Origin of the sequence: Streptomyces paludis, assembly GCF_003344965.1 — a bacterium.
Classification (GTDB): Bacteria; Actinomycetota; Actinomycetes; order Streptomycetales; family Streptomycetaceae; genus Streptomyces; species Streptomyces paludis.
The window spans coordinates 6,374,538-6,394,406 of record NZ_CP031194.1 but is presented as its reverse complement, the minus strand read 5'-3'; the positions used below and the strand labels follow the sequence as shown (position 1 = coordinate 6,394,406).

16 protein-coding genes are annotated in these 19,869 nt (G+C 71.1%); 5 read left to right on the top strand and 11 right to left on the bottom strand.

Features of this window, described 5'->3' with window-relative positions; all coding sequences use genetic code 11:
- Nucleotides 1-47 precede the first annotated feature (47 nt).
- From DVK44_RS28300 to DVK44_RS28255, 10 genes are all read right to left on the bottom strand, one after another.
- Complete coding sequence (locus DVK44_RS28300) at nucleotides 48-1,721, bottom strand: dipeptide ABC transporter ATP-binding protein (RefSeq protein ID WP_114663191.1); 1,674 nt, start codon at nucleotides 1,719-1,721, stop codon at nucleotides 48-50.
- On the bottom strand, nucleotides 1,718-2,620 hold the full coding sequence (locus tag DVK44_RS28295; RefSeq protein WP_114663188.1) for an ABC transporter permease: 903 nt from the start codon (nucleotides 2,618-2,620) through the stop codon (nucleotides 1,718-1,720). The genes DVK44_RS28300 and DVK44_RS28295 overlap by 4 nt, the downstream gene beginning before the upstream one ends.
- An 11-nt stretch (nucleotides 2,621-2,631) precedes the next feature.
- Nucleotides 2,632-3,591: an ABC transporter permease gene (locus DVK44_RS28290; RefSeq protein WP_114663185.1), complete on the bottom strand. Its 960-nt coding sequence runs from the start codon at nucleotides 3,589-3,591 to the stop codon at nucleotides 2,632-2,634.
- 70 nt (nucleotides 3,592-3,661) lie between these two features.
- Nucleotides 3,662-5,377, bottom strand: coding sequence for an ABC transporter substrate-binding protein (locus tag DVK44_RS28285; RefSeq protein WP_114663182.1), 1,716 nt, complete (start codon nucleotides 5,375-5,377; stop codon nucleotides 3,662-3,664).
- 65 nt (nucleotides 5,378-5,442) lie between these two features.
- On the bottom strand, nucleotides 5,443-6,786 hold the full coding sequence (locus DVK44_RS28280; protein ID WP_114663179.1) for an NtaA/DmoA family FMN-dependent monooxygenase: 1,344 nt from the start codon (nucleotides 6,784-6,786) through the stop codon (nucleotides 5,443-5,445).
- Nucleotides 6,783-7,874, bottom strand: coding sequence for an LLM class flavin-dependent oxidoreductase (locus tag DVK44_RS28275; protein ID WP_228447411.1), 1,092 nt, complete (start codon nucleotides 7,872-7,874; stop codon nucleotides 6,783-6,785). Before DVK44_RS28275 ends, DVK44_RS28280 begins: the two co-directional genes overlap by 4 nt.
- A gap of 64 nt (nucleotides 7,875-7,938) precedes the next feature.
- Nucleotides 7,939-8,976, bottom strand: a complete 1,038-nt coding sequence (locus tag DVK44_RS28270) for an aldo/keto reductase (RefSeq protein WP_114663174.1) — start codon at nucleotides 8,974-8,976, stop codon at nucleotides 7,939-7,941.
- A 94-nt stretch (nucleotides 8,977-9,070) separates the two neighbouring features.
- Nucleotides 9,071-10,360: an acyl-CoA dehydrogenase family protein gene (locus DVK44_RS28265; RefSeq protein WP_114663172.1), complete on the bottom strand. Its 1,290-nt coding sequence runs from the start codon at nucleotides 10,358-10,360 to the stop codon at nucleotides 9,071-9,073.
- Nucleotides 10,357-11,289, bottom strand: a complete 933-nt coding sequence (locus DVK44_RS28260; RefSeq protein WP_114663162.1) for an LLM class flavin-dependent oxidoreductase — start codon at nucleotides 11,287-11,289, stop codon at nucleotides 10,357-10,359. Before DVK44_RS28260 ends, DVK44_RS28265 begins: the two co-directional genes overlap by 4 nt.
- A 61-nt stretch (nucleotides 11,290-11,350) precedes the next feature.
- On the bottom strand, nucleotides 11,351-12,610 hold the full coding sequence (locus DVK44_RS28255) for an LLM class flavin-dependent oxidoreductase (RefSeq protein WP_114663149.1): 1,260 nt from the start codon (nucleotides 12,608-12,610) through the stop codon (nucleotides 11,351-11,353).
- Nucleotides 12,611-13,286: 676 nt separating this feature from the next.
- Between DVK44_RS28255 and DVK44_RS28250 the strand changes: the two genes are divergently transcribed.
- The 4 genes from DVK44_RS28250 to DVK44_RS28235 all read left to right on the top strand — a co-directional run bounded on the left by DVK44_RS28250 (nucleotide 13,287) and on the right by DVK44_RS28235 (nucleotide 17,618).
- Nucleotides 13,287-14,444, top strand: coding sequence for an acyl-CoA dehydrogenase family protein (locus tag DVK44_RS28250; RefSeq protein ID WP_114663148.1), 1,158 nt, complete (start codon nucleotides 13,287-13,289; stop codon nucleotides 14,442-14,444).
- Between the two features lie 77 nt (nucleotides 14,445-14,521).
- On the top strand, nucleotides 14,522-15,598 hold the full coding sequence (locus DVK44_RS28245; RefSeq protein WP_114665501.1) for an LLM class flavin-dependent oxidoreductase: 1,077 nt from the start codon (nucleotides 14,522-14,524) through the stop codon (nucleotides 15,596-15,598).
- A 411-nt stretch (nucleotides 15,599-16,009) separates the two neighbouring features.
- Complete coding sequence (locus tag DVK44_RS28240) at nucleotides 16,010-17,041, top strand: aldo/keto reductase (protein ID WP_114663146.1); 1,032 nt, start codon at nucleotides 16,010-16,012, stop codon at nucleotides 17,039-17,041.
- A gap of 67 nt (nucleotides 17,042-17,108) precedes the next feature.
- Entirely contained in the window at nucleotides 17,109-17,618 is a 510-nt protein-coding gene (locus tag DVK44_RS28235) for a flavin reductase family protein (RefSeq protein ID WP_114663144.1), read from the top strand.
- Here DVK44_RS28235 and DVK44_RS28230 read toward each other — a convergent pair.
- Nucleotides 17,613-19,079, bottom strand: coding sequence for an MFS transporter (locus tag DVK44_RS28230; protein WP_114665500.1), 1,467 nt, complete (start codon nucleotides 19,077-19,079; stop codon nucleotides 17,613-17,615). The genes DVK44_RS28235 and DVK44_RS28230 overlap by 6 nt on opposite strands.
- 157 nt (nucleotides 19,080-19,236) lie before the next feature.
- Here DVK44_RS28230 and DVK44_RS28225 point away from each other — a divergent pair, with 157 nt between their 5' ends.
- Complete coding sequence (locus tag DVK44_RS28225) at nucleotides 19,237-19,737, top strand: MarR family winged helix-turn-helix transcriptional regulator (protein WP_228447410.1); 501 nt, start codon at nucleotides 19,237-19,239, stop codon at nucleotides 19,735-19,737.
- Nucleotides 19,738-19,869 lie beyond the last annotated feature (132 nt).

Here is a 19,869-nt window from a genome sequence, read left to right as displayed (position 1 = left end):
ACCGACTGGTGGACCCCCGGCCCCGGGCTCCGCCCCGCCGCCTCCCCTCAGTTGGCGACGGCGGCGGTGGGCCGGGTTCCCGGGACGGCCTCCAGCAGTTCGCGGGTGTACGGGTGCCGCGGGGAGTTGAGCACCTGTTCGGCCGGGCCGTGCTCGACCACGGTGCCGCGCCTCATCACCGTCACGTCGTCGGCGATCAGGCGTACGACGCCGAGATCGTGGGTCACGAAGACGTAGCTGAGGCCGAATTCGGCCTGGAGATCGACCAGTAGTTGCAGGATCTGTGCCTGGACGGAGACGTCGAGCGCGCTGACCGCCTCGTCGAGGACGAGGATCTCGGGGTTGAGGGCGAGGGCCCGGGCGATGGCGACCCGCTGCCGCTGGCCGCCGGAGAGTTCGCCGGGGAGCCGGTGGAGATGGCTCTCGTCCAGTGCCACCGCCTTGAGCAACTCGACCACCCGCGCCGTGCGTTCCTGTCTGCCGGGCGCCAGGTCGAAGGCCCGCAGGGGCTCCGCGATGAGCCTGCCGACCGTGAAGCGCGGGTCGAGCGAGGTGAACGGGTTCTGGAAGACGAATTGCAGGTCCCGGCGGATGTCGCGCAGTTGACGGCGGCCGAGGCCGGTCAGCTCCCGGTCGCCGATGTGTACGGTGCCGCTGTCGGCGGAGGCGAAGCGGACCAGGATGCTCGCCAGGGTCGATTTGCCCGCGCCGGACTCTCCGACGATCGCGTGCGTGGTGCCCTTGCGTACGACGAGATCGGCGCCGTCCAGCGCGCGCAGTTCCCGGTTGGGGCCCCGGCCGCCGCGCAGCCGGTAGGTCTTGGTGAGGGCCTGTGCCCGCAGCACCGGCGGTGTCGCGGTGGGGACCGTCCGGGGGCCGGAGGTGGGTTCCAGCCGGCCGGTGTGGCGGGTGGGGGCCGCGTCGAGCAGCCGGCGGGTGTAGTCGTGTGTGGTGTGTTCCAGGATCCGGCGGACCGGGCCCTCCTCCACGATCCGCCCGCCTTGCATGACCAGGATCCGGTCCGAACGGTCCAGTGCCACGCCCAGGTCGTGGGTGACCAGGAGAAGGCCGATGCCGAGTTCGGCACGGAGACCCGCCAGGTGGTCGAGGATCACTTTCTGGACGGTGACGTCGAGCGCGCTGGTGGGCTCGTCGGCCACGATGATCTTCGGTTTGCCCGCCAGCGCGATCGCGATGAGCGCGCGCTGCTTCATACCGCCGCTCAGCTCGTGGGGGTACTGGTGGAAGACCCGGCCGGCGTCCTGGAGACCCGCCGCGCGCAGGCTCTCCAGCGCGGCCTCCCTGTGGTGTGCCGCGTCCCGGGGTTCGGGTTCGTTGAACCGGACGGCCTCGATCACCTGCTGGCCGATCCGCTTCACCGGGTTGAGCGAGGTGTTGGGGTCCTGCGGGACGAAGCCCACGTAGTTGCCCCGTACGAGCGCCATGCGCCGGTCGTTCCAGCCGGTGACATCGACACCGGAGTAGGCGATCGAGCCGGCCTGGATCCGCGCGGCGGCCGGCAGCAGGCCGAGCGCTCCCTGCACCAGGGTGGTCTTGCCCGAGCCGGACTCCCCCACCAGCGAGACGAACTCGCCCGGGTCCACGTGGAGTTCGGCTCCCCGGACGGCCGGGGTCCAGCGGCGGCGGCCCGTCCGGTAGCCGACCGTGAGGCCGGTGATCCGCAGCAGTGGGTCCGGCCGCTCCTCGGGAGTGTCCGTCATGGCCGGTGGTCCTTCCGGTACGAGGTGCTGATGCGGTGGGTGGCGATCACGACCAGCGCGAGCGCCAGGCCCGGCATGATCGAGGCCCAGGGGTACACCGCGACGTAGTCACGGCCCTCGGCCACCAGCAGGCCCCACTCGGGCTGCGGCGGCGGTGCCCCGTACCCGAGGAAGCCGAGCGAGGCGACGGCGAGCACGGCCGAACCGACTTCGAGCGCCGCCAGCGCGACCACGGAGTTGAGCGAGTTGGGTACGACATGCCGGAGCATCACACCGAGCCGGCCGCCGCCGAGGCCGTAGGCCGCCCTGACATAGTCCTGGGTCACGACGGCGAGCACCTGGGCCCGCATCACCCGCGCGAACGACGCGATCGAGGAGATGCCGACGGCCAGCGCGATGTTCTGCGTGGAGTAGCCGAGGACGGAGACCACCACCATCGCGAGCAGCAGGCTGGGGATCGCCAGGAACACATCGACCAGCCGCATGATGACGGTGTCGGTGGTCCCCCCGCTGAAGCCGGCGACCAGTCCGACGGCCGTACCGATGCCGAAGGCGATGAGAACGGCCAGCAGTGTCGCGGTCAGGGTCGTGTGCGCGCCGTACACACTGCGCGCGTACAGGTCCCGGCCGAGCCGGTCCGTACCGAACCAGTGCTCCGCGCCCGGCGGTGCGAAGCTCGCGGCGGAGTCGCCCTCATAGGGGCTGTACGAGGTGAACAGGCCGGGGGCGACGGCCCAGCCGATCACGAGCAGCACGATGATCCACGACAGGACGAGGACCGGCTGCCGGGCGAGTGAGCCGAGGCGTCCGGCGAGCGGGCGGGCGCGGCCGGGGCGGCCGGGCAGGGCGGTCCTGGCGGGCGCGGCGGGCGCGGCGAGTAGGTCGAGTGGGGCGGTCATCACGTTTCTCCTCAGGCCGCCTGGGGGGTGCCGACGGCGAGCGTGGCCCGCAGCCGCGGATCCAGCAGGGGGTAGATCAGGTCGACGATCAGGTTGATCAGCGCGAAGCTGGCCGCCACGAGCACCACGATGCCCTGCACCAGCGGGACGTCCAGGGTGTTGATCGCGGCCTGGGTCATCCGGCCGATGCCCTGGCGGGCGAAGACGGTCTCGGTGATGACCGACCCGGCGATCAGATTGCCGAACGTGATGCCGGCGATGGTGAGCGCCGGGAGACCGGCGTTGCGGAAGACGTCACGGACGATGATGCCGCCGCGGGTGGCCCCCTTGGCCCAGCTGGTGGTGACGTAACCGGAGCCGAACTCGGTGGCGAAGCTGCGGACGAGGAGCTGTGCGATGGGGCCCGCCACCGGGACGGCCAGGGTGATCACGGGCAGGACGAGGCTCTTCGCGCCGCTGTCGCCGAAGGCGGGGAACCAGCCCAGCCGGAACGAGAAGATCTGGAGCACCAGGATCCCGGAGAGGAACACCGGCACCGAGACCGCGCCCGAGGGCAGTGCCTCGACGAGGTCGCGCAGCCATGTCCGGCGGGTCGCGGTCGCGACGAGCGCGATCACGAAGGAGAGGAGCAGGGCCAGGACGAGGGCGCCGCACGCGAGGACGAGGGTGCTCGGCAGTACGTCGAGGATGGTGGCGGTGACCGAGCGGCCCGACTGGACCGAGTTGCCGAAGTCGCCGGTCAGCGCGTGTCCCAGCCGGGTGAGGTACTGGAGGAGCACCGGCTTGTCGAAGCCGTAGCCCTCCGCCACCTTCTCGCGGACCTCCGGTGTGATGGTGTTGAGTTCGGCGGGGTCGAAGAGCAGATCCACCGGGTTGGCGGGCAGGACGAAGAGGAGGACGAAGGTCAGGGTGAACGCGGCCCAGACCACGAACAGGGCCCGTCCGACCTTCAGCGCGAGATAGCGCGGCACGACGTTCCTTCCATGAGGGGGACGGTGGGCGGGGGAGCCGCCGCGGCGGGCGCGGCGGGCCCCCGGACCGTCACTTCCCGTCGCTCTTCCAGGTGTCCACGAAGTGGTTGCGGGACTGGGCGTCGAAGATGATCCCGTGGACGTGGTCCGCCTGGGCGATCACCTGCGCGGGGTTGTACACCGGGTTCACCAGCGCGTACTTCTCGACCAGCAGGTCCTGCGCCGCCTTGGCGTACCGCTTGCGCGCGGCCGGTTCCAGGGTGAGTTCCAGCTTGCCCAGGGTCTTTGTCACCTCGTTGACGTCGATGCCGGCCGAGTCCTCGGTGAGGAAGGAGGCGTTGCCGAGCAGTGGGCTGTACTGGAGGTTGAGGACCGCCGGATCGTTGCGCGAACGGTTGGCCGCGGTGACGTTCCAGCCGGTCTTCGCCTTGGCCAGGTTGGCCGCGTAGTCCGGGATCGGGACGACGGTGAGTTCCAGGTCGACGCCGATCTTCTTCAGGTCCTGCTGGACCGACTCGTACGCCGGCTTGTTCACCACGAGGTTGTTGATGCCGAGCAGTTTGACCACGAGCTTCTTGCCGCCCTTGACGCGGATTCCGTCCGGGCCCTTCTTCCAGCCGGCCTCCTCAAGGAGCCGCTCGGCCTTCTCCGGGTCGTACGTGAGGACCGAGCCGCTGTAGTCCTCGTATCCCTGGACCGACGGTTCCAGGACCGAGGTGCCCACCGAGTAGGAGTCGGTGAGGACCGTCTTCTTGAGCGCCTCCCGGTCCCAGCCGAGCTGGATCGCCCTGCGGACCGCGATGTCATTGGTGGGGAAGAGCTGGGAGTTGAAGTTGAAGAGGATGGCGGTGCCGGACACGGCCCTGTGGATGATCTTGAATCCCTGACCGGAGAGCGCCTTCTCGTCCGTGGTGCCCACGTCGAGCGTGGCGTCGAGCGCGCCGGACTCCAGGGAGCCGGTGCGGACGCTGGCCTCCGGGATCGTATTGAAGACGATCTTGTTGAGATACGCCTCGCCCTTGTGCTTCAGCGCGGGCGGGGACCACGTGTAGCCCTTGCGCTTGACGAGGACGGTGCTGACCTGGGGTTTCCACGACTCGTAGACGAACGGTCCGGTGCCGATCACCTTTGTGGCGTCCGTCCGCTCCTTCGCGCTCAGCTTCAGTGTCGACAGCGACAGGAATCCGGGCCCGGCGTTGGCGGTGAAGGACGACGCCTGGAGGAAGCTCGCGAGCGGCTTCTCGAAGCGGATGACGGCCGTGTGGTCGTCCGGGGTCCGCGTCTCGACGTAACCGGGAAGCAGAGTCGCGCCGTTGGGAAGGATGCCGAGCTTCTCGTCGCCGCGTACGTACTGGTCGAGATTGGCCTTGACCGCGGCGGAGTTGAACGGGGTGCCGTCGCTGAAGGTGACGTCCGTGCGCAGATGGAACGTGAACTCGGTCAGGTCCTTGTTGTACTCCCACGACGTCGCCAGCCACGGTGTGATCTCGCCGGTGTCGGGGTCCTGCCATGTCAGCCGGTCGGTGATGTTGTCACCGATGAGCGACTCCGCGTAGTTGGTGCCCCATTGGGGATCCGGGCTGCGCTGGTAGTCGATCAGCGCGAAGCGCAGTGTGCCACCGCGTACGGGGGAGCCGTCACCGGCGGCGCGGTCGGCGGAGTCGTCCCCCCGGGTGAGGGCGAAGCCGCTCGCGGCGATGAGGAGGACGGCGACGCCGCCCGCGATCCAGGGCCACCTTCCGCGTCTGGGCTCTGCCTGTTCGATGGTGGTGCGAAGGTCGGACATCGCTTCTCCTTGGGGTGAGGGTTTGGCTGCTGGGGGTGTACGGGGGTGACGGCCGGCGGCGCCGCTCACCGCGGCTGAGGGGACCGCTCGGCGGGGCGGGCCCGGCGCGGCCAGCGGAGCCCGAGACGTTCGCGGAGTGTGGGGGCGCCGTACTCCCGCTGGAACAGTCCGCGTTCCTGGAGGATCGGCACCACCAGCCGGGTGAAGTTCTCGAAGTCGACCGCGATGTCGGCGGGCATGACGGTGAAGCCGTCCGCCGCGCCGGCCCGGAACCAGTCCTCCAGGTCGTCGGCGATCTGTACGGCGGAACCGACCAGAAGCCGGTGACCGGCTCCGCCCGCGGAGCGCTGGACGAGTTCCCGGGGTGTACGGGGGCGCTCCGCGATCAGCGCGCGCGTCGACTCCGCGAAGCCGGCCGAGAACGCGCCCTCCCCGGTCTCTCCGGGCAGATCAGCGAGGCTGATGGGGTCGTCGGGCCCGAACGCGCCGGCCGGCAGACCGAGACCGGCGGTGACGGCCGCGGCGAGCCGCTCCACGGGGAGGGTGCCGTACAGCTCCCGCTCCCGCCGCCGGGCCTCCTCCTCCGTACCGGCCACCAGGACGACCACACCGAGCGAGACCTTGACATCGTCCGCGTGGCGTCCGGCGGCCTCGGCGCGCCGGCGGATGTCCTCGCGGAACGCCACCGCCTTCGGCCGGGTCTGGGCCACGGTGAAGACGACATCCGCGAACTCGCCCGCGAGTGCCAGCCCGCCCGCCGAGCCGCCGGCCTGGACGATCACGGGGCGGCCCTGCGGACCCGCGGGTACGGGCAGGGGGCCGCGTACGGAGAAGAACTCGCCGTGGTGGTCGATGTCGTGGATCAGCTCCGGGTCGGCGTATCTGCCGCTCTCCCGGTCCCCGACGAGGGCGTCCGGCTCCCACGCGTCCCACAGCCGGGTCACCACATCGAGGAACTCGTGGGCCCGGCGGTAGCGCGTCTCCTTGTCCGGATGCTCGTCCAGACCGAAGTTGGCGGCGGCGGCCGTCGTTCCCGTGGTGACGATGTTGACGGCGGCCCGGCCCCTGCTCACATGGTCCAGCGCGTTGAACCGGCGCGCCAGGTTGTAGGGCGAGTTGTACGTCGTCGAGCTGGTGATGACGAACCCGAGCCGGTCCGTGGTGCCGGAGAGATGGGCCAGCAGGATCAGCGGGTCCAGCCCGGTGTCCGGGCCGTACGCGATACCGGCGCCCAGCGCGGGACCGTCACCGAGGAAGACCGCGTCGATCCTGGCGTCCTCGGCGGCCTTCGCGAGCCGCGCGAAGTGGCCGACGTCCAGATGGGCCCGCGGATCGGCGTGGGGCAGCCGCCACGCCTGGCGGAAGTGGCCGGGAGTCAGCAGGGAGAGGTGGAGGTGAAAGCCCGTCATGGCGGTGGGATCCCTTGGGAAGGTCGGTGTGCGCGGGAGTGTGTTCGGCTGTCCTGGAGCGGACACCACCCGAGCAGCGGCGCGAGATCCCGGGCCGTGGCGGTGAGCAGACGCAGGTGTTCCTCGAAGTCGGGTACGCCGGGGACGAAGCTGACGAGCAGGTCGGTGACTTGGGCGAGGGCCGGGTCGGCGGCGAGGGATTCGGCGAGTGCCTCGGGGGGTCCGAGCAGTGACCTGTCCCGCTCCAGGTACTCCCGGACGTCCAGCCCGCCCGCGTCGCGGTCCTTCGCGGCCCACGACTGCCAGCGGCGCACACCGGGGGTGACGGCGCGGACCGCCTCGGCCCGGTCGGGGTGGGGATAGACCGCGCGCGAGATCTGGACGCGCGGCTCGTGCCCGGCGCCGGTGGCGGCGTCGTGGTACGCGGCGACGATGTCGGCCTGCCGGCGCGCGCTCTGCCGGCCGGCCCAGTCGCCGGCCCGGGAGAGCTGGAGCCCGTCACCGGCGCGGGCGGCGGCGACGGCCGCGCCGACGGCCCGGGCCGGGTCGCCGGTGGTCGCCTGCCACAGCCGTCGCCGTACCTCCGCGCCCGGGGGGTGAAGCACCTCACCGGCGCTGTTGACCGGGCGGCCTTCGAGGATCTCGTGCAGCCTTGTCACACTCTCGTCGAACAGCCGGTGCCGATCCTCCACACTGCGGCCGAACGCCTCCCAGGCCGTCGGGAACGGCCCCGATCCGACGCCGAGTTCGAGCCGCCCGCCGCTGAGTCCGTCCAGTACGGCCGCGTCCTCGGCGACGGCCAGCGGGTCCGCGAGCGGCAGGACGAACACACCGGTGCCGAGCCGGATCCGGGTGGTGTGCTCGGCGATCGCGGCGAGCAGGACGAGCGGTGAGGAGACATGCTCGTTGCCCTGGCGGAAGTGGCGGTGGATCACCCAGCCCGAGTCGTAGCCCAGCCGCTCGGCGGCCACGAACAGGTCGATGGCCTGGCGGTACGCCACGGCGGGGGCGAGATCGGAGTCCAGGTGGAGCAGGAAGCCCAGCCGGAAGGGCCGGCCGTCGGGCACTCCGGCGCCGATCGCGGCCACCGTCTCAACGGTGGGCGCCGGTCCCGCTGCCGTCTCAGCGATGGGCGCCGGTCCCGTTGCCGTCTCAGGCATCGGCGCCGGCCCCGCTGCCGTCGTACCGATCGATGAGCGCCAGCTCCTCCTCGGTCAGGGGCGGGAAGTCCAGTGCGGTGACGTTGTGGTCCAGCTGCCATGTGGAACTCGCGCCGATGATCGCGCTGGTCACCTGGGGCTGCCGCAGCACCCACTGCAACGCGAGCTGCGCCAGGGACTGTCCGCGCCCCCGGGCGATCTCGTTGAGCGCCTTCGCCCGCTCGCGGTAGCCGTCGTCGATCGCGTCGGGTGAGAGGAAGGCGCTGTTGTGGGCCCGGGCCCCCTGGGGGATCGCGCCGTCGAGGTACTTGTCGGTCAGCAGTCCCTGGGCGAGCGGGCTGTAGACGACGAGGCCGAAGCCGTCCTCTGCGGCGAGCTTGAGCAGCCCGCCGGTCTCGGGCCGCCGGTCGAAGATCGAGTACCTCGGCTGGTGGACCAGCAGCGGGACGCCTGCGGCGCGGAGCAACTCGGCCGCCTCATGGGCGCGTTCGGGGCTGTAGTTGGAGAGTCCGGCGTACAGCGCCTTGCCCGAGCCGACCGCGCTGACCAGTGCGCCGACGGTCTCCTCCAGCGGGGTGGCGGGGTCGGGACTGTGGCTGTAGAAGATATCGACGTAGTCGGTGCCGAGGTCCCGCAGGCTGTGGTCGAGCGAGGTCAGCAGCGACTTGCGGGAGCCGCCCTTGAGATACGGGCTCGGGCCGATCGGGTTGCCCGCCTTGGTCGACAGGATCAGCTCGTCGCGGTGCGGCGCGAGATCCCTGCTCAGCACCCGGCCGAAGAACTTCTCGGCGGCGCGGTGCGGCGGGCCGTAGCGGTTGGCGTTGTCGAAGTGGGTGATCCCGAGGTCGAAGGCGTGCAGCACGATCTCGCGCTGTGTCTCGTACGGGTAGTCGGTGCCGAACTTCTGCCAGAGGCCGAAGGAGAAGGCGGGCAGATCGAGGCCCGAACTCCCGGTACGGCGGTACTCCAGCTTCTCGTAGCGGTCGTCCGCGGCACGGTAGGTGGTCTCGGTGGGGCCATGGGCCGGCATGGGTCAAGTCCGTTCGGAGTGAGGGGAATGGGCGGAAAGGCGGATGAGGCGGAAGGGGTGGTCGCGGGCCGCTGGGCGTGGCGCGCGTCGCTCGTCAGAACAGCCCGGTGATCGGCGGTTCCTCACCGGTGAGGTGGTAGGCGCCGACCACGGCGGCCTTCCAGTCCCGGGGGTTGTGGTTGGCGACGGTCCGGGCATTGCGCCAGTGCCGGTCGAAGGCGTACTCACGGCTGGTGGCGGAGCCTCCGCCCACGTCGAAGAGCAGCTCGGCCGCTTCGAACGCCGACTCGATGGCGACGTACTGCGCCTGGGCGACCGTGACGGCGGCGTCGGCGCCCGCCGCCCGTACCTCGTGGGCGGGTGTGTGGCGGAGCCGGTGCAGTGTCTCGGCGGCGACGACGACGGAGGAGCGGGCGGCGTGCGCGCGGGCCGCGATCCGGCCGACGGCCTGCCGGACATAGGGGTCGTCGGTGCTCCTGTCCGCCGTGCTGTGTTTGATCGGACGGGCCTTCTCCCGGCCGAACCAGATCGCGTCGTCGAGCGCGGCGGCGGCAATGCCCGCCTGGATCGAGGCCAGATAGATCTGGGCGAACGTGCCCAGCCAGGGATTGGGCAGGGTGGCCCGGTCGGTGCGTGTGAGTTCGTCGTCGGTGACGCGTACATCGGTCAGCCGGGTGCTTCCGCTGGCCGTGAGGCGCTGGCCAACGGCGTCGAAGTCGTCGACCAGCTCGACGCCCTCCCGGCCGGTGGGAACGGTGAAGTGGACGGTGTCACCGTTCTCGTCGACCGCGGTGCCGCCGAACCAGTCGGCGTAGAGGCCGCCCGTGCTGTAGTACTTCGTACCGTTGAGCACATGGCCGGTGCCGTTGCCGTCCCGGCGGACGGTGGTGCTGACGGAGCCGCTCGCGCCACCGGTCCGTTCGTTGCCGGTGCCGGCGAAGAGGTCCCCGCGCAGCAGCCGTTCGACCGAGCGTTGGCGGTGGGGCAGATCACGGCGCGTGGTGACCTGATTGGCCGTCAGAAAGCTTGCCCGTAGCGCCTGTGCGACATTGGAGTCGGCTCGGGCGAGGTCGATGATTACCTCGACCACCTCACGGAGTGTGCCGCCCGCGCCGCCGTCCTCGGCGGGGATGCCGAGGGAGACCAGCCGGGCGTCGGCGAGGGCGCGTACCTGCTCGAACGGGTAGTCCCGGGTGCCCTCGCGGCGGCGGGCGGTGGCCGCCAGTTCGGCGAGGACGGGGGCGATCGCCGTACGGATACCGGCGACCGTGGGCGCGGTCGCCCGGTCGGCGGCAATGGCGGTGGTGCGGTCGGTGGTGCGGTCGGCGGTGTGGTCGGGCGTGTGGTCGGCGGCATGTTGGGAAGTGTGGAGTGTCTCGGTCATGATCCGGCTCCGATCAGCTCGGGCAGGCCCAGGGCCGCGCGCAGGGTAGGTCCGGCGGAAGGGTTCAGCCGCGGTACGAGGGCGCGCAGCAGGGCGGGGATCCGGCCGGGGTCGCCCGTCGGCGCCAACTCCAGCCCGTCGAAGGCGTGCCGGGCGGTCCAGTCGGCCAGTTCGGCGGCGGTCGCCGCCGCGTCCGTGTCGTCCGCCGGCAGTTCCACCCGTCTGAGCAGCGCGACCTCCCGACGCGGCCGGCCGGCCCGTTCGAGCGCCTCGGCCAGCCGCGCGGCGGCCTCCGGGGTACGGTCCCGGGGGACCACGACGGCGTCCGCGACCGCGACGACATCGTTCCAGTCCAGATCGTCGCGGGCGTCGGCGACAAGCACCGGCCGGCCCTGCGGCGACGACGGTCCGTCGAGCGGACCGGCCACCCGGTAGAAGCGGCCCTCGTGGTCGATCGGCTTGATGAGTGTGTCCTGCGCGAAGACACCGGCGGCCTGGTCACCGAGGAGCGCCGTCGCGGGGAAGCTCTCCCACAGCCGGGTGAGGACATCCGCGTATTCGGCCCATCGCCGGTGCCGCTCACCGGCCGTGGCGTCGGGCGCCGCGGCCTCGCTGACCTCGTCGCCGTCCCCCGCGCGGAGGGCCAGTCCCGTACGGCCCGCGGTGGCGCGGTCCAGCGACAGCACACGGCGGGCGAGGTTGTAGGGGGCGTTGTGGGTGGTCGGGCTGTCGACGATCCAGCCCAGCTCGGGGAAGCGGGCGGCGAGATAGGCGGCGACCGGTGTGGTGTCGAGTACGTCGTCCGGGGCGCCGTCGAGCAGCCGCACCGCGCTCACCCCGGTGTCACGGGCGACCGCGGCGATCTCCGCCGCTTCGGGGACGGAGAGGGAGACCCCGACCGTGAGGTCGAGGACGATGGCTGTGGTCATGGGGTGTTCGTTCCTCCTGAGCTGGTGTACTGACGTGCTGGTGTGGCGATGGGCTGACGGGCTAGCGGGCGGCTTCGAGTACGTCGTGGGACAGGGCGGGCTCACGCGGCCGGTCACGCGGGCGGTCCGGCACGTCGAGGCCCAGGTGGCCCCGGAGCGTGGTGTCGTCGTACTCACGGCGGAACAGGCCGCGGCGCTGGAGTTCGGGGATCAGCTGATCGGCGAAGTCGTCGAAGCCCGAGGGCAGTACGTCCGGCATGACGTTGAAGCCGTCGGCCGCGCCCTCCTGGAACCAGCGCTGGATGTCGTCGGCGACCTGCTCGGGGGTGCCGACGACGATCCGGTGGCCGCCACCGCCGCTCAGCCTGCGCAGGAGCGCGCCGAGGGGCGGGTTCTCCCTGTCGATGATGGCTTTGACGATCCGGTAGAAGGTCTGCGAGCCACCGGCGTCGTCCGGCTCGACCAGCAGGCCGCGTGGGAGGGGCTCGTCGTACGGCAGTCCCTCCAGCGAGATGCCGAGCTGGCCCGCGAGGCGTTGGCGCGCGTACGCGTCGGGGAGGATCTCGTCCAGCGTCTCGCGCCGCCGGCGGGCCTCTTCCTCCGTACTGCCGAGCACGGTCGACAGACCGGGCAGGACGACGACATCGTCGGGGCGGCGCCCGAACTCCACCGCGCCCGCGCGGATTTCGTCGCGGAACGCCCGGGCGCGGTCGATGTCCTGGTCCGCGGAGAAGATCACCTCACCGACCTGGGAGGCCAGGCGGCGGCCGTCGCTGGAGCCACCGGCCTGGACCACAACGGGGCGTCCCTGCGGGGAGGCGAAGGTGCGGCGCTCCGCCCACTGGGCGACGACCCGCCGGGTGAAGTCCGCCGCCCTGCGGTAGCGCAGGGCGTGTTCGGGTTCGCCCGTCCGGCCGAAGTTGCGCGCGGCGGCGGCTCCGGCGGTGGTGACGACGTTCCAGCCGATCCGGCCACCGCTGATGAAGTCCAAGTCGCCCACGCGACGCGCGAGTTCGGCCGGGTCGTTGTAGCTCGACGACAGGGTCCCGATCAGCCCGATGCGTTCGGTCTGAGCGGCGATCCGCGCCAGTACGGTGGTCGGCTCCAGGCTGTTGCCGGGCCGGTGGCGTACGAGTGGCTCGATGACCGGGCCGTCGGCGAGGAACACCGCGTCAAGCTTGGCCGCCTCCGCCTTCTTCGCGATCGCGGTGTAGTGCTCGATCGTGTAGCTCGCCAGCCCGTCCGTTCCGGGGTAGCGCCACGAGCCGCCGAAAACACCGGCGTTGAGGATATTGACGTTGATACGCAAGTGGCGAGTCACTGTTACTGCCCCTCCTGGTTACTGCCCCGCCCGGGAACGGGCGGCCGTGGTCGTACGAAGAATCGGGGGTGACACCGTCGACGACGAAGTCGCGGAGAGGACCGGGCCGGCCGGTGCCGTGTCACGCCCGGCGGACAGGGGCGCGACGAGCGGGCGCACAACAGCTCGTCCACACCACAGGTGTGGGTGAGGGAGCGGCGTGGGGCGCTTCGGCTCTGCCGTGCGACGAGGAGTGCAACGGGATAAAAGAGGCGTTACCGACCGGCGGTGTCAGCAGGGCACGCGCGGGATCGGGCGACCGAGGTCAGCTACACCGTGCGCTGGAGACCCTGAGCAGGTCGACACAGCGCTCACTGGTCAGCAGGGGTTCCGGGGTCATGCCGACAGAGTCTGTGGTGGGCCGGCTTTTCTTGTCAACCATGTCTTGACCAGTGGAATATCGCCGCTCCGCGGTCATCTTCCGTTCACAACACACCACCGTGCCGGGCGCCCGGAGCGGGTGAGGCTTCATTGACATTCCGCACGGTCACACACAGACTCGATCGCATGTGTGAGGTCCTGCTCCTGACGAGTGAGCGCTGCGTCGACCTCCTTCGCGTGTCCAGCGCGCAGTGTTGATCCGCCTGATCCGCCGCCCTGTTCCGCGCCGCTCCCTTCCGTACCGCAAGGACCTCCCATGACCCGCTCCGCGGATCACCATGTCCCCGTTTCCTCCCATCACCACGATCACCACGATCAGCACGATCGCCATGATCAGCACGATCCGCTCGTCGCGAGGGTGGAGCGGTTCAGCCGGGAAGTGCTGCTTCCCCGGGCGGTCGAGACCGACCGCCATGGAGTGACCGCCGGGACCATCACGGCGCTGGGGTCGCTGGGAGCGCTCAACCACCTCGCGCCGCCGGAGTTCGGCGGGGCCGCGCTCGGCCGTGCCGCCGACCGCCGGCTGCACGAGCTGCTCGCGCACGCGTGCTTCAACACCTGGCTGGTGTGGGCACAGCACGCGCCGACCGTCGAACGCGTCGCGAGGCTCCACGCGGAGGGCGCGCGCCATCCCTGGGCGGACCGGGTGCTGCGCGGCGAGGTGCTGGTCGGCGCCGGCCTCAGCGACGTACGGCGGTTCCCCGGCCGCTGTATCGCCGCCACGCGCTCCGGCGACGGATGGCGGTTCGGCGGCACCCTCTCCTGGGTCAGCGGCTGGGGGCTCAACTCGGTCCTCGTCCTCGCCGCGGTGGAGGCCGCGTCCGAGCGTGTCGTTGTCGCCCTGGTCCCGGTCGGCGACCGGCTGAAGGCCAGTGCCCTCGATCTCGCGGCCGTCGCCGGGAGCCGTACGCGGCGCGTCCTGCTCGATGACGTCGAGGTGCCCGACGCGTACGTACTGACCGTCCAGCCCTTGGCGGAGTACCGCGCGGCGGACCGCTCACAGGCGAGCGACGCCCGCCCCCATGTCTTCGGACTGGCCCGGCGCGTGCTCGACGAGCTTCGGGAGGAGAGCGGGACCGACGTCCTCGTCGAGCGGTGGGCACCGCGCGTGGCCGAACTGCGCGAGCGGGCGTACGCGCTGGCCGACGAGGCGCTGGGTGCCGGTGATCACCGGCACCGTCTCCGGGAGCGGCTCGCGGTCAAGGTCGCCGCCGGGGAGACGGTGTCGGCGCTGAGCCGGGCCCTTCTCGTCGCGCGTTCCGGCCGCGGCCTCACCGCCGACAACACCGCGCAGCTGCACGCCCGTTCGGCGCTGTTCGTCCAGGTCCAGGGCCAGACCGCCGAGGTGCGGTCGGCCCAGCTCGCGAGCGCCGCGGCGCAGGTCCCCGGCGTGCCCGGTCCGTCCGCGCTCTGACACCTCAACGTTTCCCCACCCGTCCCGGTGCCGTCTCCCGTATCGCGTCGGCACCGTACACAGCGATCGGATGCATGATGAGTCCGGAATTCCTCTGGTACATCCCCAACACCGTCGAACCGGGCCACCGGGGTGACCCCACCACATCCGGCTGGGGCTCCATCGAATACTCCACCGACCTCGCCCGTACGGCCGAGGAGCACGGCTGGGACGGCGCGCTCCTCGGCACCGGCTGGGGACGTCCGGACACCTTCACCGTCGCCACGGCCCTGGCCGCCAGGACCACGACGTTCAAGCCCCTGATCGCGATCCGCCCCGGCTACTGGCGGCCCGCGAACTTCGCCAGCGCGGCGGCGACACTCGACCAGCTCAGCCGTGGACGCGTCCTCGTCAACATCGTCAGCGGGCTGGACAACCCGGAGGCGTACGGTGACGGCAACGTCGACCCCGCGGCGCGGTACGCCCGTACGCGGGAGTTCCTCCATCTGGTGCGGCGCCTGTGGACCGAGGAGAACGTCACCTTCCGCGGCGAGCACTTCCAGGTCACCGGATCCACGGTCGCGCCGGGCCCGTACACCGCTGCCGGCGGGAGGACGCATCCGACGCTCTACTTCGGCGGCGCGTCCGACGCCGCCGAGCGGGTGTCGGCGGCCGAGGCCGATGTCCAACTGTTCTGGGGTGAACCGCTCGACGGCCTCGCCCAGCGCATCGACCGGCTGAAGACGCTGAGCGAGCAAGTGGAACGCCGGCACGAGCCGCTGGAGTTCGGGCTGCGGATCACGACGGTGGTACGTGACACCACCGAGGAGGCGTGGCGGGACGCCGAGGCGAAGGTCGCGAGGATGGCGGACGGCGCGGGCGAGACCAACTGGACAGGCAACCGCAGAACGGCGGTCGGACAGCAGCGGCTGCTGGACCTCGCCCGGCGCGGCGAGGTGCTCGACACCTGCCTGTACACCACCCCGGGCAGATTCGGCGGCGGCGGGGCCGCGACCACCTGGCTGGTCGGCTCCCCCGACGATGTCGCCACGGCGCTGGACAACTACCGCAAGCTCGGCATCACCCACTTCGTGCTCTCCGACACCCCCTACAAGCAGGAGATCGGCCGGGTCGGCGACCAGCTGCTCCCCAGGCTGCGCGCGCCGCGCGGGTGAACACACCGGCCGCGCGAACAAGAACTTCATGTTGCGTGATGTCCTCCTCTCTGGCTTTCATCCGGTGTGTCTGTCAGGGTTGTGGTGTGATCGAAACACCGTCCGCCCCCTCCCGGGCCGCTGAAGGCGCCGCCGGTTCCGCCCGTCACCGGCGGAACGACCGCGGCGTCCGCCGGTGTTGTCACCCCTGCCGCAGCCGCTGAGCGTCCGGCCCTTCCCTCCCCCTCCCCCTCCCTCCTCCCGATTCTCCGGATTTCCGCGTGCCCGATCCTCGTCGGGCCGCGATCTGCTGACGTGCCCTTCCGGCGTACCGGTCGAAGAACACAACGCGCTCGGTCCACACAACAACCACTGAACACAACGCCTTCCGTCGGCTCAGTCCTGCCCTGTCCACGAGAGAGAGCACCAGCCATGTCCGCACACAGGACCCTCGGCCGTACCGGTGTCAAGGTCAGTCCACTGACCCTCGGCGCCATGAACTTCGGTGCGCGGGGCAACCCCGATCACGAAGACAGCATCAAGATCATCCACCGTGCGCTGGACGCCGGCATCGATGTGATCGACACCGCCGACGCCTACTCCCAGGGCGAGAGCGAGGAGATCGTCGGCAAAGCGCTCGCGGATGGTCGCCGCGACGATGTCTTCCTCGCCACCAAATTCCATGGCCAGATCGGCGACAACCCCCGCCACCAGGGCAACTCGCGCCACTGGATCCACCGAGCCGTCGACAACAGCCTCCGCCGACTGGGCACCGACCACATCGACCTCTACCAGGCCCACCGCCCCGACCCCACCACCGACTTCGACGAAACCCTCGGCGCCCTCGACGACCTCGTCCACCAGGGCAAGATCCGCTACTTCGGCACCTCGGTCCACTCCCCCGCGCAGATCGTGGAGGGGCAGTGGACCGCCGAGCGCCGGGGGCTGCGGCGGCCGGTCTCCGAGCAGATCCCGTACTCGCCGCTGGTCAGGTCCAATGAGCGCGAGGTGCTTCCGCTGGCCGCGAAGTACGGCCTCGGGGTGCTGGCCTACGGGCCGTTGGCCGCCGGCTGGCTCTCGGGCTCGTACCGGAAGGGCGCGCCGCAGCCGACGTCGCACCGCGAGAACCTGATCCCCGGACGCTACGACATCACGGCGCCCGGGAACGCCGGCAAGCTCGCCGCGGCCGAGGCCCTGGCGACGCTCGCCGAGGAGGCCGGACTGACACTGGTCCAGCTGTCGGTGGCATTCGCCCTGAACCACCCCGCGGTCTCCTCGGTCATCATCGGTCCGCGTACCCGCGCACATCTCGACGCTTATCTCGGGGCCCTGGACGTACGGCTCACCGCCGACGTTCTCGACCGGATCGACGCGATCGTGCCGCCGGGGAGCGTCTTCCACCTCAGGGACACCGGCACCGTCCCGCCGGCCGTCGCGGACCCCGCCCTCCGCCGCCGTTCATAGCGGGCGCCCGCCGCCGCCCGTACCCGCATCCGTACCTGCATCTGCACCGGAAGGAGTGTCATCCACCATGACCACCACCGCCCCTGATCTCGCCCCCACCGACACCGCACCGCCCGCGGAGCTGCTGCGCCGCACCCTGCGCCGTCATGCCTCCGGGGTGACGGTGGTGACCGTACCGGGCCCCGCGGGATTCACCGCGACCTCCTTCACCTCCGTCTCCCTCGAACCCGCCCTCGTCTCCTTCTACTTGTCCGCCGGGGCCTCGGCGGCACCCGCCGTCCGCGCCGCCGAGGTGTTCGCCGTCCATCTGCTCGGCGCCGACCAGGAGCACCTGGCCCGCGGCTTCGCCCGCAGCGGGACCGACCGCTTCGCCGGTGTCGACTGGACCCCGGCGGCAGGCGGTGTCCCCCTGCTCACCGGCGTCCCCGCCTGGCTCACCGCGGAGCCCGTCCAGCTCCGGACCGTGGGCGACCACCTCCTGGTCGTCGGTCGCGTACGCGACGCGGGCGGCCCGGCCACCGGTACGCCCCTCGTCCACCACAACGGCGGTTTCGGCACCTTCCACCCGGTGTCATGACCTGGGGCCTCTCATGCGGATCCCGCCGGGCCCGGCGAGCGCGGCCAACGCGGCCACGCCCAGGGCGATCGCGGACATCACGAAGGCGGTGGTGTAGCCGGACTCCGCCGGAACACCGTCGGCGAGGGTACGGGAGGCCACCAGCGACGCGGACACCTGGGCGCCCAGTGAGCCGCCGATGGTGCGCATGATCGTGTTGATGCCGGTCGCCTCGCCGGTCTGCCGGGGGGCGACGGCGGCGACGACGAGGTTGGCGAGCGCCGCGAAGGCGAAGCCCACGCCGATCCCGAGAATGCCCGACCCCGCGTACAGCGCCCACGCGGTGTCGTGGGCTCCGGCGTACACACTGAAGCCGGCCACACCGATCAGGCAGGCGAGGACCAGAGGCAGCTTGAAACCGACGGCGGCTCCGATCCGGCCCGCGAGCGGACTGGCGACGAGCATGGTGGCCGCCATGGGCACCATGAAGAGCCCGGCCCCGGTCACCGAGGCACCGAACCCGTAACCGGCCTCCGGGGGTGTCTGCGCCAGCAGCGGTACGAGGGTGAACGCGCCGTACATACCGAAGCCGATGATGAGCGCGGTGACATGGGACGCCGCGACCGCCGGGCGGCGCAGCAGTTCGATATCGATGAGCGGTGCGGACAGACGCCGTTCCACCAGGACGAGGACGGCGAGGAACACCACCGCCGCCACGAACAGACCGACGACCCGGGCGGATCCCCAGCCCCAGGACTTGCCCTGGCCGAGGGCGAGCAGCAGGGCGACGATGCCCGCGCTGAGCAGGACGACACCGGCCCAGTCGATCCTGCCCGGGGAGCGTACGGGCGGCTCCTCGACAAAGGCGACGACGGCGACGATGCCCGGGACGATCACGGCCAGGCCGAGCCAGAAGATCCAGTGCCAGCCGAGGGCGTCGACGATCGGGCCGGGAAGGACGAGCCCGACGCCGAAGCCGATCCCGAAGGTCGAGCTGATGAGTCCGATGGCCACGGGGACACGCTCGCGCGGGAACTGGTCGCGGACGATGCCGAACGCGAGCGGGAACGCGGCCGAGCCGACTCCTTGCACGGCACGGGCGGCGATGAGCAGTCCGATGGTGTCGGACAGGGCCGCCAGCAGTGTGCCGGCGGCGAACACGGTCAGGCTCGCGATGAGCACACGTCGTTTGCCGAACATGTCGCCGAGCCGGCCCAGCAGCGCGGTGGCCACCGAGGCGGTGAGGAGAAAGGCGCTGAGCACCCAGGACACCGTGGTGGTGCTCACGCCGAACTCCCGCCGCAGATCCGGGAGTGCCGGCACCACCATCGTCTGCATCAGGGAGAAGGAGAGTACGGCGATCAGCAGGGCGGCGAACGGAGCCGCGACGCGCGGTGGTCCTTCCGCGGCCCGTGGCGGAGCCGGTGCGGTCGTCGGATCGGTCGTCTGATCAGTCGCCGGATCGGTCGTCGGGTCGGTCATGAGGAGAACCTCTGAGATCTCTTCGGAGGCGGAGGTGGACGGCGCGGGACAGCGCCACTCGCCGGCATCGAGCACGGGGACTCATCGATGTCGGGTCGTAATGATTACATCGAGACATGATTACGTCCAGCGCCTTTCCATGGATATGCTGCTCCCCATGAACGACGCCTCGGACCGTAAACCGCGGACGCCACCGATGGACAGCACCACCCGCCCGCCGAGCCTGCTCGCGCTGCCCACCTACCTGATCAGCCATGTCGCCCGGCTCGGCCACGACATCCTGATCGCCGCGGTCGCGGACCACGGCCTGAGACTCCCCCACTTCGCCACGCTCACCGCGCTCGCCGACTTCGGCCCGCTCCCCCAGCATGTGCTCGCCGACCGACTCGGCCTGAACCGCAGCCACTTGGTCGGCTACCTGGACACCCTGGAGGAGCGCGGCCTGTCCCGGCGCACCCGCGACCCCGCCGACCGCCGGCGCCAGCTCGTCGAACTCACCCCCGAGGGTGAGGAGTTGCAGCATCGGCTGCTCGCCCTGGCCGAGCGCGCGCAGGAAGCGCTCCTGCACGAGCTGTCCCCCGCCGAGCGCACCACCCTGACCACCCTGCTGCGCAAGGTCCTCGACACCGGCGACCGGGGCGCGTCCACAGGAGACTGACACCGGCCCGGCCGGTGTACTTCCTCGCGGAACACGCCCAGGAAGCCGTCGGCCGCGCCCTCGCCCCGCGCCCGGCTCCTCGCGCGCGCGTCCACACGGGTTTCATGGTGCTGTCACACCACACCCGGAATG

Excerpts from the sequence above, each read along its gene's own strand:
- DVK44_RS28240 (WP_114663146.1), top strand. The coding sequence starts at position 16,010 with ATGTCCGCACACAGGACCCTCGGCCGTACCGGTGTCAAGGTCAGTCCA.
- DVK44_RS28260 (WP_114663162.1), bottom strand. The coding sequence starts at position 11,289 with ATGACCACAGCCATCGTCCTCGACCTCACGGTCGGGGTCTCCCTCTCC.
- DVK44_RS28250 (WP_114663148.1), top strand. The coding sequence starts at position 13,287 with ATGACCCGCTCCGCGGATCACCATGTCCCCGTTTCCTCCCATCACCAC.
- DVK44_RS28225 (WP_228447410.1), top strand. The coding sequence starts at position 19,237 with ATGAACGACGCCTCGGACCGTAAACCGCGGACGCCACCGATGGACAGC.
- DVK44_RS28270 (WP_114663174.1), bottom strand. The coding sequence starts at position 8,976 with ATGCCGGCCCATGGCCCCACCGAGACCACCTACCGTGCCGCGGACGAC.
- DVK44_RS28295 (WP_114663188.1), bottom strand. The coding sequence starts at position 2,620 with ATGACCGCCCCACTCGACCTACTCGCCGCGCCCGCCGCGCCCGCCAGG.
- DVK44_RS28235 (WP_114663144.1), top strand. The coding sequence starts at position 17,109 with ATGACCACCACCGCCCCTGATCTCGCCCCCACCGACACCGCACCGCCC.
- DVK44_RS28245 (WP_114665501.1), top strand. The coding sequence starts at position 14,522 with ATGAGTCCGGAATTCCTCTGGTACATCCCCAACACCGTCGAACCGGGC.
- DVK44_RS28300 (WP_114663191.1), bottom strand. The coding sequence starts at position 1,721 with ATGACGGACACTCCCGAGGAGCGGCCGGACCCACTGCTGCGGATCACC.
- DVK44_RS28230 (WP_114665500.1), bottom strand. The coding sequence starts at position 19,079 with ATGACCGACCCGACGACCGATCCGGCGACTGATCAGACGACCGATCCG.
- DVK44_RS28280 (WP_114663179.1), bottom strand. The coding sequence starts at position 6,786 with ATGACGGGCTTTCACCTCCACCTCTCCCTGCTGACTCCCGGCCACTTC.
- DVK44_RS28285 (WP_114663182.1), bottom strand. The coding sequence starts at position 5,377 with ATGTCCGACCTTCGCACCACCATCGAACAGGCAGAGCCCAGACGCGGA.
- DVK44_RS28265 (WP_114663172.1), bottom strand. The coding sequence starts at position 10,360 with ATGACCGAGACACTCCACACTTCCCAACATGCCGCCGACCACACGCCC.